Consider the following 16,074-nt stretch of genomic DNA (forward strand, 5'->3'; position numbering starts at 1 on the left):
CATTTACAATTCAGTGCTCAACCTGAGTACCGAACGCTATACGATAATGATATTAACCTATATTGCATAATAATACTTATATTACGTAATATTACTTATTTTCCATATAGGCCTAGCGCAAACTTTCGATTATTTATTAGTAAGATTGCTCAGCAATTCACTAAAATTTCGTTTATTTTTTAGTTCTAAACGCGCAACGCAGGTAACATTACTCTACCAACTGGTTATTTGCCAACTTTAATTGCGACTATCCAACTATATTGAGCAAACAGGGTCATAACTTGAATCTAGATAAAGGCTTTATCCTCACACGCCATGCTCGCGACATCAATGGTTCGACACAAATTGAACTCTGGTTGAATACCGATAGCGGGCCGACCCAAATAAAGATTCAAGGAGAAAAAGTCTTATTTTTCATTAAGCAAGACGATTTGGTCAACGTAGAATCGCTATGTGATACTCTAAATTTTCATGTTGAATTTAAATCGTTACCTCTGCTCGACTTCAAACAGAATCCAATCGTGGCTTGCTACTGTCCAACACAACATATTTCAACTCAACTGATCACACAGATTAAAACAAAAGGCATTGATACGATCGAAGCTGATATTCGTTTAACAGAACGATATCTTATGGAGCGGTTCATACGCGGTAGTGTTGAATTTACTGGTGTTTTTCGTAATCGATCTGCGCCGTCTAAACAGAATGACAATCAAAATCACCATAGTTATGTTGAAGTAACCCAAGCTAAGTGCCGTAAAGGAGATTTTCAGCCTAAACTTAGTTACGTTTCGCTTGATATAGAATGTTCCCAAAAAGGGGAGCTTTATTCTGTAGGCCTAGCTTCTACTTTGGATAACAGAGTTATCATGATTGGTTCACCAGAGCCTTGCTCTACGCCGGTTCAATGGGTTGAAAATGAAAAACAATTGTTAATTGCACTCATTGAATGGTTTTCACGGTACGACCCTGATCTTATTCTCGGTTGGATGGTTATCGACTTTGATTTCAAATTGCTAGTAAGACGAGCAGAAGTGCATGGACTCAAGCTAAGCATAGGTCGAGCAAATCAAAACGCGTATTTTAGGGTATCTAGCAAAACTCAACAGGGTTTCATTTCTATTCCCGGACGCGTTGTACTTGACGGTATTGATACACTTAAAAGCGCGACCTACTCTTTTCGCTCATGGTCATTAGAATCGGTATCCCAGCAACTTCTTTCTGAAGGTAAAGCGATCCATAACGTTCATGATCGTATGGCTGAAATAAACCATATGTTTAAACACGACAAACCAGCATTGGCTAAGTACAATTTACAAGATTGTGTATTGGTGAATCGAATATTTGAGCATACCCAACTAATTGATTTTGTTGTAGAACGTTCACGATTAACCGGAGTTGAATTGGATCGAATGGGCGGTTCTGTCGCCGCGTTTACTAATTTATACCTACCACAGCTACATCGTGCTGGTTACGTTGCTCCCAACCTACATACAGATAATTGGCAACCGAGCCCGGGTGGTTATGTTATGGATTCTTTACCCGGCCTATACGACTCAGTATTAGTACTCGACTATAAGAGTCTTTACCCTTCAATTATTCGCTCGTTTTTGATCGACCCATTAGGACTCATTGAGGGCCTAAAAATCGAAATTGGAGCCAAAGAGAACCAAGCAGTTGAAGGTTATGTGGGTGGGCAATTCCACCGAACTCAACATTTTTTACCCAAGATGATTAACGATTTATGGACGGCAAGAGATAGCGCGAAACGAAACAACAATAAAGCGTTCTCTCAAGCAATAAAAATCATAATGAATTCATTCTATGGTGTTTTAGGATCATCTGGATGCCGCTTTTTTGATGTTCGATTGGCTTCTTCAATCACAATGCGCGGTCATGAAATAATGAAAAAAACAAAACAATTAGTAGAAGAAAAAGGTTATTGCGTTATATATGGCGATACCGATTCAACTTTTGTTTCCCTACAACAAGCTTTACCCCATTCTGAGGCGAACGAAATCGGCAAAGAGTTAGTGGCCTACATTAATAGCTGGTGGACGACGCATCTACAAGATCATTACGGACTCACATCCTGCTTAGAAATCGAGTATGAAACCCATTATCGAAAATTTCTTATGCCAACCATTCGAGGCTCGGAAACTGGTTCAAAGAAAAGATACGCAGGATTAATTGGTGAAGACACGAATGAACAAATTATTTTTAAAGGATTAGAAAGTGCGCGCACCGACTGGACAACACTTTCCCAAGAATTTCAGCTAGAGCTATATAAATTGGTTTTTCATGGTGCTGACCCATGTGAATATATCCGTCAATACGTTGAAGCAACCATGAATGGCGATTTTGACCATAAGCTGATCTACCAAAAAAGACTGCGACGCAAGCTCAGCGATTATCAAAAAAATATCCCACCACAGGTAAAAGCGGCAAGACTAGCTGATGAAATTAATACCAAACTTGGACGCCCACTTCAGTACCAAAATAGAGGCCGTATCGAATATATCATCACTCTAAATGGACCAGAACCTGCCGAGTATCGTAGAAGTACCATCGATTATCAGCACTACATCGATAAACAATTGCAGCCAGTTGCAGATGCAATTCTACCGTTCATTGGGCTCAATTTTGCTAGTATTAATGCCCCACAATTAGGCTTGTTCTAGCTGCCTATTTATTCTCGTTTTAAGTGAGTCATCAGGCTACAATGGGAATAATCTGTTTAACCAATCCTAAATTCGGTTTTCTGATAAGCACTAATAAGCCATGAACCATATTCATCTAACAAAGCGACGACTGAACGTTTAGGAATGTAGCGGCCTGAAAGCAAAATGGTTAATCTTTCGATCTCTTGCTGCTTATCAGGATAATAAGAGAGAAATACCTCACCACACCGAATCGGGTCATCAAACCAACGTTTATCTTTGTGCATAATCAGGCTATAACTGGCTCTCATCAGCTTTTTGGCAATCACAATCTGATGTTGAATTTGTTCATCTTTACGTGTTGCTGCCGCTATTTTTTTTCGATAATTAACGACCCATTGTTCTACATTCATATTCCAGAATTTAGCAATCTCCCAGCTTGGTTCAAACTCACCATATCGTGTTGACAAATCATCACCCGACACACAAACACAACAATGCTTGAGCATAAAACCCCAAGTAATAATATTTTCTATCTGCAAAATTTCATTCACAAGTGGAAATTGAAAGTTCAGTTCGGTAACAAATGGAAATGCTTTTCTAAAACGCCATTTAATTGTACTTAGTAAGGTTTGAAAACGAGCATCTGGCGTATGCCGAATTGCGACAACTAAATCCATATTGGAACGATGTTTTATTGCACTTTTTCTAGCAACACTTCCGTATAAGTAAATGCTATGTAGATTGTTACCTAACCCACTCTCTAGTGCTTGCACTAACTCTTTAATGACCCGTTGGTAATCAACTTGAAAAGGAACAGAAGGGTCTATAACCGGCAATGACAAAGTAATACTCACTATGTAAGACAAATAAAACGCTATCATGTTAATAACGCCTATATGTATATGCAATTAAGCGGGTGAAGGCAATTAAGCATGAAAGTTGGAAAAATTAGAACCAAATCTAATATTAACTTCAATTATGCCTTGTTATAATTGGATTTCAATCTAGAGGTTGTATTCTATCCTTAATACCCCAATTTATTGGTTAACTTATTCATTTAAAGGTAAAACACAATGCCAAAGGCAAGTGATATCAAAAAAGGCTTTGCCGTAAGCCTCAACGGAAAAATTCTACTGGTTAAAGATTTCGACATTACGACTCCTGGTGGACGCGGCGGCGCTAAAATCTATAAGTTTCGTTTTAAAGATCTTGCTACGGGAGGAAAAGTAGAAGAAGCCTTTAAGAGTGATGAACTATTAGATACCGTCGAAATGACAAAGCGTAATGTTATGTTTTCTTATGTTGACGGTGATGAATATATCTTTATGGATAACGAAGATTACTCACAATACACCTTCAATCATGATGATATTAAGGATGAATTACTGTTCATCAATGAACAAACCCAAGGCATTCAAGTTGTATTGATCGACGAAAAACCAGCTGGTATTGAACTACCTGCTGCGGTTGAAATGATAATTGAAGAAACCGATCCATCCATTAAAGGGGCGTCTGCCTCTGCACGCTCTAAGCCTGCAAAATTTGCTACGGGCTTAACCATTCAAGTACCAGAATATATTAGCAGTGGTGACAAAGTAAAAATTAATACGTCTGAAACAAAATATATGAGTCGTGCCGATTAAGGATTTAAAATGACAGACAACAGTGAAAACGACGAGCTAATGTCATACGATGACGTAATTGATACGGCTTATGACATTTTTTTAGAAATGGCGCCAGATAACCTAGAACCAGCTGACGTGCTGCTATTTACTGCTCAATTTGAAGACAGAGGAGCCGCAGAGTTAGTTGAGACTGGCGATGATTGGTCTGCAGAAGTCGGCTTCGAGGTAGACAAACAGGTTTATGCTGAAGTAAAAATTGGTTTAGTTAATGAAGAATCAGATGTACTAGACGATGTTTTTGCCAGAATGCTCGTTAGCCGCTCAGCAGAACACAAATTTTGTCATATATTTTGGAAAAGAGACTAGATTCTAATTACTATTGACGAAATAAAAAGAACGGCTCTAAAAGCCGTTCTTTATTAAACTCTATTTTCTTGCTTTGCGATTGCGGTTTCCGCGACCTTTAGGCGTACTCACTCTCTCTTCGTGACGTTTTACTGCTCGACGAATTTTTTGATGGCGTGAACGCTCTCTTTTACGTGAATCTTTATCTGGGTCAATCATGGTGTTTTTTTCTGGTTTAAGATCAACAAGTTCACGCAGATAGTTAACTTCTTTTAACTCTAATTCCATCCAACCACCACGTGGTAATGTCTTCTCTAAGAAAATATCACCGTAGCGAACACGTTTTAGACGGCTCACCGTAGTATCTTGTGATTCCCATAAACGTCGTACTTCACGATTACGACCTTCATTAATGACCACATAAAAGGTATGATTCATACCTTCACCGCCAGAGTATACAACGTCTTCGAATCTAGCCATGCCATCTTCAAGTTTGACGCCTTTTACTACGTTACGTACTTTTTGTTCATTAATTTCACCAAAAACACGAACAAGATATTCACGCTCTACTTGACGACTTGGGTGCATCAGGCGATTAGCCAGTTCACCATCAGTAGTAAACAGCAATAGACCCGATGTATTAGCATCTAGACGACCAACAGAGATCCAACGTGCGCCACGAATTTTTGGTAAGCGGTCAAACACTGTCCTGCGCCCTTCTGGATCAGAACGGGTACACAATTCACCTTCAGGTTTGTAGTATGCTAACACTCGACATACCGTATCATCTTCTTCTTTGATAGAAACGACATGCCCATCTACACGGATAGTTGCATTTTCATCTTCTAGGCGCTCGCCCAGTTTTGCCACTTGTCCATTGACGCTTACGCGACCTGATTTTATCAATGTTTCTAGCTCACGCCTTGAACCATGACCTGCCCTAGCAAGGACTTTTTGTAATTTTTCGCTCATTAAAATATCCGTCGTTGTCGTCTTCACAGACGTCAATAATTGTATAAAGTAAAATTTTCCGTAACTCCATTCACAAGAGCGAATGCAATATTTTTTACGGCCAGAGATTATACATTAATTATTGTTCAAGTTGATAGCTCTTTATTTAAACCTCTTCTCTACTAGGACACACACTACTAACAACCAATCTTAGGACACACACTAAAACAAACATGTCATATAAAAAATCACGAACCTTGGACATTCATGAAATAATTACTACGATCAAACCGAGGATAAGCACAGTCGCGAAAACTGCTTTTCCCATATCATGTCATAATGAAAATGAATAAATCGGTGAAGAAGCGAAAAATCCCAGTTAATTAAACAAGAATTAGGAACAAAATTGACCAGTTTTATACTGGCATGAAGAAGTGAGATGCTATTTGTACTAAGGCGTTACTCTAGTTTATATACATGGATCTTTTTTCTATCAAATACAGCCTTTGCTCGAATAAGGCTGCTCGCAGAGCCTATGGCTGTTGAGCGTTTTTGTTCCAGTCGAGTGCAAGCATGCAACCAGTTTTTCTGGTTAAAACTCAACCTTTGTAAAATAGATGGTAACGTCTTATCCATTGATGCTTTTTTCTCTCGGAATTGCCTCGCTGTCCAGTCAACTAATTCGAGGTAATCGATGAGCCGGAAAGGCAGACCACTCATCATTTTGTTGTTAGTATTGCCAATAAAAGGATGCAAACACGGTGCGGTATACCGGTTCTTACTCAATGCCTCTAACCGACATTTGATGGAAGTGTATTCCGATGTTTCAACTGTTTTTGCTAAGCCAGAACGAATTGGATTTAAGTCGACATACGCCATTGCAACTGCGAGGGCTTTTTCATCCAGCAAAGCTTGGCTTTTGAACCGACTTTCCCAAAAGTGACCGGTGCATTGGTCTTCTTGATTCGCTTTACAGGCGATATGGTAGTTGAGCTCTTTCATGAACCAACTTAAGGACCATAATCGTTCACGCCATACTTCAATTATTTGGTTACATTTTTTCTGCTCCGCTTGGCAGGTTAACTGGTCTTTCAACCAACGTTGAATTAACACGGGCACTTTATGTTGATGCTGCCATCGTTGAACAATGTCTCCTTGAGACAACGCTTTCGCTTTGTTTTGATTAATATGCGCGACTAAATGATAGTGATTATGCATCACGGCATAAGCACAAATATCAACGCAATAAGTATAAGTCAGCGCTTGTATTTTATGCTCAACCCATTCTCGCCGATGCTCATAGTTGATATTGGAGACGGTATCAAAACCGCATAAGAAGCTGTGCCTAACACACCGAGAGACGCAATGGTAATAAGGCGTAGCTTCCAAAGAAATGAGTTGTTTTCGTGCTGTGGTCATGGTGGTCCTTATGTGTTTTGTACCACAATAACAAGCTGAGTATTTAAGGGAAATTGAGCGTGTATAAATTGAACAAGTGTGACAGAAACTCAGTCGCTTTCTCATACTATTTGGTGTGTGTCCTTGTAAGTGCTTGTGAGCTATCAGTGTGTGTCCTTTAAACAAAACGCCTAGTGACTTTCACTAGGCGTTTTTACTCACAACAAGTATTGCACTATTTCTTTAATAGAAGCGATATCTACCGATACCACTCAGCGTAATTACACTCCAATTTATACTTTAAATTTTTTCACTAAGCCATCCAGTGTTAATGCCATTGATTTTAATGACTCACTTGATTGCTCCATGCTAGCAGCCGAAAGTGCACTACGATCACTACTATCACTGATATTGACCACATGAACGTTGATCTCATTAATTACCGCTGACTGCTCTTCGGTTGCCGTAGCTATTTGGGTATTCAAGTCAGAAATATGTTGAATATTTCCCACTATTTCTTGTAATGCTTCACTCGTTTTAATCGCAGCAGAAACACCTAATTCAGCATGCTGTTTACCTTCATGAACCGATAGGACAGCAGCTTTAGATCCATCCTGAAGTTCTGTGATCATTTTATGAATCTCGTCTGTAGATTCGCTGGTTCTTTGTGCTAAATTTCTCACTTCGTCTGCTACGACCGCAAAACCTCGACCTTGTTCTCCTGCACGAGCTGCCTCAATCGCCGCATTCAATGCCAATAAATTAGTCTGTTCAGAAATGCCTCTAATCACGTCTAACACACTGGAAATAGATTCTGTTTTTTGCGCAAGAGATTCGATATTAGACGAAACATCTTCCATATTTTCAGCCATTTGAGTGATAGTTGAATTAGAATCAGTAACAACACCTTGCGCATTCAAAGTCATCTCTGTCGCTTCATTGGTAGAGTGTGCGGCAACACCAGCATTACTGGCTATTTCTGCAATAGTACTACCCATTTCATTTATCGCCACAGAGACCTGATGAGCTTCATCACGTTGGTTGTCAGAAGACACTCTCGACCCTTCAGAATCTCGATGTACTTCTTCCGATGCACCTTTTACTTCTAATGCGGTAGTCGAAACATCTCTCACGACGTTTCTTATTTTCAATACAAAAATATTGAACCCTTTGGCTAAACGAGCAATTTCTTCCGAACCATTCTCATCAATTTTACTAGTAAGATCACCCTCGCCTTCACCAAGTTCTTCAAACGCTACAGCCATTTTATTTAATGGTTTCACCAAACTATTAGCTAACATGATACTTACAGCGATAAAAACTAATGAAATAACAATAAAAGTCATAATCATATAGTCTCGTGATCTATCTAGACCGGCATATAACTCATTGGTTGGCACTTCAGCAATAACATACCAATCTAATGTCGGAATATAACTAGAAGCTATTAAAGCGTTATTCATGGCTTCAAAAGCAAAATCTTTTTTATTTATTAAACTAGTAGAATCGATTCCTGGATATATATCCGACAGCATTTTATTTTCATTAAAATTTTGATTTTTATGTACTTTTACTTTTCCTGAACTATCTACTAAGTAAACAAAGCCTGTTTGTTCAATTTGAAAACTGTTTAAATACGTGACCATCTCTTTGAAAGATTTTGATACGCCAGCAGCACCTTGACCACTTAACTGTTGGTAATTAACAAAGATATCAACATCGCCTTCACTACCGTAATACACACTGGCAGACTCCGCTTTTCCACTATCTTTAAATTGAAAAAACCACGAATCTCTTTCCGGCAATAGCGTTCTTAGAAAACCATCTTGATTCCAATACTTAGCCGTTTCCCTATGTACAAAAGAGGCGTTAGTAAAGCTATTATCATTGGCTAAATTCTCTAAATATTTAATTAGATTTTGTTCACCAGATGTACTTTGCCCTTTTTCAAACCAATCCAATATCATTACGTTATTAGCAATTGATTTAGCGACAACTTCCATACGCAAAATTTCGCTGTCTACCGCATTTCTTACCCGTAGGACTAGGTTTGGTAAATCCGATTGTTCTAAACGGGTTACTAATAGCTCTTTAGTCTTTGCTTGCCCAACAAACGCCACTACGCTAGTTGAAACAACAACCGCAAATAACATTGCAATTATTAGTTTATTTTTAATTGATAATGTGGAAAAAAATTTCATTCTATTATCCTGTAAATTCAATAGGGACTCTATTTATTTCTTGAACTCTTATTCTTAATGTATCGAGTAGTTTGAGCATGTAATAAAGATAGTAAATATATTTATTGTTAGCTAATAAATAGTATATCGGCAGCATATAAGTAAAGTTTAAAAATCAAAACTATCTATTTTATTGGCCAAAGCATCTCGAATTGCAACCAACAAAAAACGCCCCACAATGAAGGCGTTTTCATTTTTCAGCAGATAGTGTTTATCTATAAAAGAAAGAATTACTCAAAAGGGGTCGGATCACCGGCACCTAATCTGATTACCGTTGGCGTATCGTCACTAAAATCAATAACTGTTGTTGGTTGTTCACCTAAATACCCACCATTTAAGATAAGGTCGACCATATTCTCTAATTTATCGCGAATTTCATCAGGATCAGATTCAGCAACATCGTTTTTAGGTAAGATCAAACTAGTGGACATTAAAGGTTCACCCAGCGCTTCAAGTAAATCAAGGGCGATTTTATTGTCTGGTACTCGAATACCGATGGTTTTTCTTTTTGCATTCATCAACCGGCGAGGTACTTCTTTAGTCCCTTTAAAAATAAAGGTGTACGCTCCTGGGGTATTGTTTTTCAGTAGACGAAATGCGGTATTATCTACTCGTGCGTAAATAGACAATTCAGAAAGGTCTCTACAAAGCAGAGTAAAATTGTGTTTATCATCTAATTTACGTATACGACAAATCGTGTCTAACGCCTTTTTATTCTCTAATTGGCAGCCTAATGCATAGCCTGAATCTGTTGGATAAACAACGACGCCACCATTACGAATAATAGCAACGGCTTGATTAATCAATCTTGCTTGCGGGTTTTCCGGATGCACATAAAAAAATTGACTCATAATAATTCCTCACTACCGAATACTATCGGTACTTAAAGTGGGAGCTAACCCCCAGTCTTGCCAAATAGGTTCTACACCAGCAGGCAACCATAAGTTGCGTCCTAGCTCTGTCCATGGTGATGGATAATGAAAGTCCGAGCCTTGAGAGGCTAATAGATTGTATTGTATAGCATAATCTGCCAAGTTTCGTCTTTCTTGTTGACTCTGTTGCGGGAGTGCAACTTCAATGCCTATTCCACCTGCGTCGCTAAAGGCCGAAATAAGTCGTTTTACCCATTTGGCTGTTAATTGATACCGACCTGGATGCGCTAAAACAGCTTTCCCTCCCGCCGCATGTATCGCGCTTACCGCTTGAGCAATGGAACACCAATTTGGCGGCACATAACCAGGTTTATCTCTGGTTAAATATTTTTTAAACACCTGTTGCATCGTTTTAGCATAACCATTGTCGACGAGCCATTTAGCAAAATGAGATCGAGTTATCGGTGCGCCATCAGCTATCACCTGTACCTCTTCAAGTATCGACGCTTTAGTTACTTTAGCTAACCGTTGTGCTATGAGTTCTGAGCGAGCAATTCGGCGCTGTTTTTGCGCTTCGATGAGTGCAAGCAATTCGGCATTATTCGCATCTATGTTTAATCCAACAATATGAATGTCTTTATTTTGCCATACCGTTGACAGCTCAATGCCACTGATTAATTTTATATCAAGTTCATTGGTTTGAATATACTCATTAGCTGTTAAATATCCCGCCATTGTATCGTGGTCAGTTATAGCTAACACATTGATATTAAAATCAATCGCCCTATCTACTAATTGCTTCGCGGACAAACGTCCATCTGATGCTGTAGTGTGGCAGTGAAGATCTATTTTCATTTATTACTTGACTTTTTCTCTCAGTACTAGCTTACTAGTACATAATTTCAAACAGGAGTAAGTTACCTATGTTACAAGAATCTATCAAAAAACCTAGCGATAAAAGCAAACTAGCGCTTTGTTGGTGGCGTATTGAATCAGAAACTAGGTGGGTTAACGAAACTGTTTAATGAACAGAATTGAATTAAAAACCCGCTTTTTCAGCGGGTTTTTTTATGTTTTTAATATTTTTAATATTTTTATACCAATTGATATTTTTTACCGATAAGAAGCAACAAGCGTTTCATTTGAACGATTTTTCAACAATCAGGTGCAATCAAAGTAATCTGATTTCATTAAAGATTGGGGTTAGTAAACCTTTATGAGAGTATAACCATAGACGCTTTGGTTTAAAGTATGCAGTATTATTTAGAGGATGTCTTAATGAATAAGGCGATTGAAATTAAAAAGAAAGGCCAATTAGAGATCATCTCACAGACGGTCCCCTATAGCGAAGATCCAACTCGAATTTTTCAGGTTTTGTGTGCAGATAAAACCAATAGCTTACTGCTTGAATCCGCGGACGTTGATTCTAAAGAAGATTTAAAAAGTATGTTGTTAATTGACGCTGCAGTCAGAATCGTATGTAACGGGCATACCGTAGAAATGCAGCCATTGACAGAAAATGGTCACCACGCAATTAAGCGTATTCAATCACAATTGTCCCACAACATCATCAATGAGTATCAAAACGGCAATCTGGTTTTAATTTTTCCTCAGCCCGATACTGAAATCGATGAAGATAGCAGACTAAGAGAAGCGTCTTCTTTTGATGCGTTGAGAATAATTCGTCACAGCTTTGATATTGAAAATAAAAATAAATTTGCACTTTTTATCGGGGGATTATTTTCCTACGATTTAGTGGCAAACTTTGAACCATTAGGTAAAGCAGACACCACAACAAACTGCCCAGATTACGTATTTTACCTAGCTGAAACACTGATGATTATCGATCATCAGCAGAAAACATGCTCGGTTCAAGGCTCCGTATTTGATGCCACACAGCAAACCACTCAGCAGGTTACTCAGCGTTTACAAGAAATAGTCAGTCACAGTACCGACCCAGCACCACTACGCGATACCGTAAAATTAAAAAACTGCCAAGCGACACCAAGTGTTACGGACCAAGATTTTTGCCAAATTGTTCGCGACTTAAAACAATTTGTCGTTAAAGGTGACGTTTTTCAAGTGGTTCCATCGCGCCGATTCTCTTTGCCTTGCCCTTCACCACTCAACGCCTATAAAGGCTTGAAAAAAAGTAACCCAAGCCCGTATATGTTTTATATGCATGATGAGTTGTTTACTCTATTCGGTGCCTCGCCAGAAAGTGCGCTCAAATACAGCACGACAACCAATCAAGTTGAGATTTATCCAATTGCAGGTACTCGTCAACGCGGTAAGAATCCAGACGGTTCGATTAATCTCGATTTAGATGGTCGTATTGAATTAGAGCTCCGCAGTGATATGAAGGAAAACGCCGAACATATGATGCTGGTTGATCTAGCACGAAACGATGTAGCTAGAATCAGCACAGCAGGCACGCGCCACGTAGCGGATTTGCTCAAAGTTGACAGATATAGCCACGTAATGCACCTCGTCTCCCGCGTCGTCGGCCAACTTAGAACCGATTTAGATGCACTGCACGCTTATCAAGCTAGTATGAATATGGGCACGTTAACCGGTGCGCCTAAGATCCGAGCCATGCAATTAATACGCGATGTTGAAAAAACTCGACGAGGCAGTTATGGCGGTGCGGTCGGCTATTTAACCGGCGAAGGTGATTTAGATACTTGTATCGTAATTCGTTCTGCTTATGTAGAAAATGGCATCGCTCAAGTACAAGCTGGAGCAGGTGTGGTTTACGATTCAGATCCGCAAGCCGAAACAGATGAAACGCGTGGCAAAGCTCAAGCCGTGATTTCCGCCATTCAACATGCGCATCAGGAGTAAGGCCCATGGCAAATTTAGTATTTATCGATAATTTTGATTCCTTTACTTATAACTTAGTCGATCAGTTTCGTTCGTTAGGGCACGCTGTCACCATCTACCGCAACAATATAGCGGCAACAAAAATTGAAGTGGCGATTAACCAATTAGACAATCCTGTAATCATTTTGTCTCCAGGACCGGGAACGCCTTCTGAAGCGGGCTGTATGCCTGAATTATTACAGCGAGTAAAAGGTGAAGTGCCAATTATTGGTATTTGTTTAGGTCATCAAGCCATTGTAGAAGCCTATGGTGGCACGGTGGAAGGTGCCGGTGAAATCATTCATGGCAAGGTTTCCATGATGGAACATCAAAACCATACCGTTTATCAAGGATTGCCATCACCTCTAGCCATTGCACGTTATCATTCGCTCGTTGCAACCGCAGTACCGGAAAGTTTAACGATTACTGCAGAGGTCGATGGATTAGTCATGTCGGTAGTCAATGAGCAAGATAAAGTTTGTGGTTATCAATTTCATCCTGAATCGATTATGACGACTAATGGTGCCACTCTGCTAGCCAATACAATTGAATGGGCATTGAGTGGTAAACAAAGCTAAGCTGTCTATTAAACTGAAGCCATAATAAAACTGAAGCCATAATAAAAAAGTACACTGACTCAGTAGGTAGACGTTCGCTTAAATAGATTTAAATACAGAATTTGGACAGAAAACTATGCAAAACAATCAAACCGTGCAAAACATTATAAATAAACTCTATGATCAAGTTTCGCTAACTCAACCAGAGAGCCAACAATTATTCGATACCATTATTAAAGGCGACATGGATCCAATATTGTTAGCTGCAGTACTCACTGCTCTAAAAATAAAAGGCGAAACACCTGATGAAATAGCGGGAGCAGCAACAGCGTTACTTGCTAACGCCAACCCTTTTCCTCGTTTAGATTACGATTTTGCCGACATTGTAGGAACTGGCGGAGATGGCTCTAACACCATCAATATTTCAACCACTGCCGCATTCGTAGCAGCCGGTTGTGGTGTTAAAGTCGCTAAACACGGCAACCGTGGTGTGTCTAGTAAGTCCGGCTCATCCGATTTGCTCGACTCGTTCGGTATTAATTTAGCCATGAGTGCAGAAGATACCGCCAAAGCAATCGACGATTTAGGCGTAGCATTTCTATTTGCGCCACAGTATCACGGTGGTGTTCGCCATGCGATGCCGGTAAGACAAGCAATGAAAACTCGCACCATTTTTAATATTTTAGGGCCGTTGATTAACCCTGCGAGACCCAATATTCAATTGATGGGTGTGTATGATGCATCATTAGTCAGACCAATCGCAGAAACGCTCGCAAAAATGGGCTTAGAACGTGCCGCAGTCGTTCATGGAAGTGGACTAGATGAAGTCGCGATACATGGAGAAACCATGGTGGCGGAAATCAAGCAAGGCAATATTAGCGAATACACTCTTTCTCCTGCAGATTTTGGCGTAAATTCACACCCATTAGATGCAATTAAGGGTGGAGAGCCTACTGAAAATCGTGCCATTATTACCGATATTTTGACCGGTAAAGGAACGGAAGCTCAAATCTCAGCTGTTGCTGTCAATGTCGCTTTATTACTCCGTTTGTTTGGCCAAGAAGACTTAAAAGCCAATACCAAACAGGCCATCGAAGTGATGAATTCAGGAAAAGCGTATCAACTTGTTACTCAACTGGCGCAAAGAGGCTAATCATGTCAGAACACATCACTAAGCAAAACCGCGACATGGCGGAAGTGTTAGCAAAAATAGTGAAAGATAAACGTATTTGGCTAGAAAAGAGAAAGCAATCTCAACCATTAGAGAGCTTTAAAGATCAACTAGAACCAACTGATCGTAGCTTTTATGATGCACTATCGAATCCAAAAAGTGCGTTTATCCTCGAATGTAAAAAAGCGTCACCTTCAAAAGGATTGATTAGAGACGATTTCGATCTAGACTACATCGCTTCTGTATATGGTAATCACGCCAGTGCTATCTCTGTACTGACTGACGAAAAGTATTTTCAAGGTAATTTCGATTTTCTGCCTCAAGTAAGAGATCAAGTCAGTCAGCCTATATTGTGCAAAGATTTTATGATAGACACTTACCAAGTCTACCTTGCTCGTTACTATAAAGCCGATGCCATCTTATTAATGCTGTCCGTGTTAACTGATGAAGAATATATCCAACTGGCTGACGTCGCGCACTCACTTGGGCTTGGTATCCTCACCGAAACCAGTAACGAACAAGAAGTTGCTCGTGCTATCGCTTTGAAAGCCAAAGTTGTCGGCATTAACAATCGCAACCTTCGTGACTTATCAACCGATCTGTCTAGAACAAAACAACTGGCACCTTTGCTCCCTAAAGGAACCACTATCATCTCCGAGTCTGGCATCTACACTAACCAGCAAGTGAGAGATCTAAGGCCATATGCTTCTGGTTTTTTAATTGGCAGCTCTCTTATGGCAGAAGAAAACTTAGAGCTTGCGGTACGAAAAGTCGTGATTGGCGACAACAAAGTTTGCGGATTAACTCGCGCTGATGATGCTGCCCTTGCTTATCAATCTGGCGCAGTGTACGGCGGATTAATATTTGCTGAAAAATCCAAGCGTAAAGTCGATAGTCAAACAGCCCAACAAATCATGACGGGCGCACCGCTAAACTATGTTGGTGTATTTCAGAATCAGGCACTAGAACACGTTGCCGACATAGCAAATAATTTAAAATTGCATGCGGTTCAGTTACATGGCAATGAAGATCAACGCTATATATCTGAGTTAAAGCAAAAATTATCCAATGACTGCGTTATTTGGAAAGCGTATGGTGTAACCGATTCGATACCACAACTCATTCAAAACGATGTATCGCGCCACTTACTTGATAGTAAAGTAGGCGACCAATCTGGTGGTACAGGACAACGTTTTGACTGGTCACTGCTTAACACAACCAGTAACATCATGCTAGCAGGCGGCCTTTCTCCACAAAACATTAAACAAGCCGCTGCTCTTGGTTGCCTTGGACTGGACTTAAATTCTGGAGTCGAATCATCACCAGGAATAAAAGATCCAACCTTACTAAAACAAGCGTTTGCAGAAATTAAAGATTTTTAAGAATTTAA

Annotated in this window: 13 protein-coding genes and 1 other annotated feature; of the genes, 7 read left to right on the top strand and 6 right to left on the bottom strand. The window is 39.7% G+C overall.

Annotated elements, in window-relative coordinates; translation table 11 throughout:
• The first annotated feature begins 281 nt into the window (after positions 1–281).
• Positions 282–2,681, top strand: a complete 2,400-nt coding sequence (locus ACLKML_RS19580; protein ID WP_413284637.1) for a DNA polymerase II — start codon at positions 282–284, stop codon at positions 2,679–2,681.
• Between the two features lie 56 nt (positions 2,682–2,737).
• On the opposite strand, the gene ACLKML_RS19585 is transcribed toward ACLKML_RS19580, so the two are convergent.
• Entirely contained in the window at positions 2,738–3,505 is a 768-nt protein-coding gene (locus ACLKML_RS19585) for a nucleotidyltransferase domain-containing protein (RefSeq protein WP_413285935.1), read from the bottom strand.
• Between the two features lie 231 nt (positions 3,506–3,736).
• On the opposite strand from ACLKML_RS19585, the gene yeiP reads away from it, so the two are divergent.
• Both yeiP and ACLKML_RS19595 read left to right on the top strand, forming a co-directional pair.
• A complete protein-coding gene (gene yeiP, locus ACLKML_RS19590) occupies positions 3,737–4,306 on the top strand; it encodes an elongation factor P-like protein YeiP (protein ID WP_413284638.1) in 570 nt (189 codons plus the stop codon).
• Positions 4,307–4,315: 9 nt separating this feature from the next.
• Entirely contained in the window at positions 4,316–4,654 is a 339-nt protein-coding gene (locus ACLKML_RS19595; RefSeq protein WP_413284639.1) for an HI1450 family dsDNA-mimic protein, read from the top strand.
• Positions 4,655–4,714: 60 nt separating this feature from the next.
• Here ACLKML_RS19595 and rluB read toward each other — a convergent pair whose 3' ends face one another.
• The 5 genes from rluB to rnm form a co-directional block, all read right to left on the bottom strand.
• Positions 4,715–5,605 (bottom strand): 23S rRNA pseudouridine(2605) synthase RluB, encoded by an 891-nt coding sequence (rluB, locus tag ACLKML_RS19600; protein WP_413284640.1) that lies wholly within the window; start codon positions 5,603–5,605, stop codon positions 4,715–4,717.
• Positions 5,606–6,043: 438 nt separating this feature from the next.
• Positions 6,044–7,003: a transposase gene (locus tag ACLKML_RS19605; protein WP_413284641.1), complete on the bottom strand. Its 960-nt coding sequence runs from the start codon at positions 7,001–7,003 to the stop codon at positions 6,044–6,046.
• Positions 7,004–7,275: 272 nt separating this feature from the next.
• On the bottom strand, positions 7,276–9,183 hold the full coding sequence (locus ACLKML_RS19610) for a methyl-accepting chemotaxis protein (protein WP_413284642.1): 1,908 nt from the start codon (positions 9,181–9,183) through the stop codon (positions 7,276–7,278).
• A gap of 269 nt (positions 9,184–9,452) precedes the next feature.
• Positions 9,453–10,073: an L-threonylcarbamoyladenylate synthase gene (locus tag ACLKML_RS19615; protein WP_413284643.1), complete on the bottom strand. Its 621-nt coding sequence runs from the start codon at positions 10,071–10,073 to the stop codon at positions 9,453–9,455.
• Positions 10,074–10,085: 12 nt separating this feature from the next.
• On the bottom strand, positions 10,086–10,949 hold the full coding sequence (gene rnm, locus ACLKML_RS19620) for an RNase RNM (protein WP_413284644.1): 864 nt from the start codon (positions 10,947–10,949) through the stop codon (positions 10,086–10,088).
• A gap of 116 nt (positions 10,950–11,065) precedes the next feature.
• Positions 11,066–11,166 (top strand) — a sequence feature (Trp leader region).
• Positions 11,167–11,372: 206 nt separating this feature from the next.
• Here rnm and ACLKML_RS19625 point away from each other — a divergent pair.
• The 4 genes from ACLKML_RS19625 to trpCF all read left to right on the top strand — a co-directional run bounded on the left by ACLKML_RS19625 (position 11,373) and on the right by trpCF (position 16,066).
• Entirely contained in the window at positions 11,373–12,938 is a 1,566-nt protein-coding gene (locus ACLKML_RS19625) for an anthranilate synthase component 1 (RefSeq protein ID WP_413284645.1), read from the top strand.
• Between the two features lie 5 nt (positions 12,939–12,943).
• Entirely contained in the window at positions 12,944–13,534 is a 591-nt protein-coding gene (locus tag ACLKML_RS19630) for an aminodeoxychorismate/anthranilate synthase component II (protein WP_413284646.1), read from the top strand.
• A 133-nt stretch (positions 13,535–13,667) separates the two neighbouring features.
• Positions 13,668–14,666, top strand: coding sequence for an anthranilate phosphoribosyltransferase (trpD, locus tag ACLKML_RS19635; protein WP_413285936.1), 999 nt, complete (start codon positions 13,668–13,670; stop codon positions 14,664–14,666).
• A gap of 2 nt (positions 14,667–14,668) precedes the next feature.
• On the top strand, positions 14,669–16,066 hold the full coding sequence (trpCF, locus tag ACLKML_RS19640) for a bifunctional indole-3-glycerol-phosphate synthase TrpC/phosphoribosylanthranilate isomerase TrpF (RefSeq protein ID WP_413284647.1): 1,398 nt from the start codon (positions 14,669–14,671) through the stop codon (positions 16,064–16,066).
• Positions 16,067–16,074 lie beyond the last annotated feature (8 nt).

Source organism: Vibrio sp. MA40-2 (genome assembly GCF_047302445.1).
GTDB lineage: Bacteria > Pseudomonadota > Gammaproteobacteria > Enterobacterales > Vibrionaceae > Vibrio.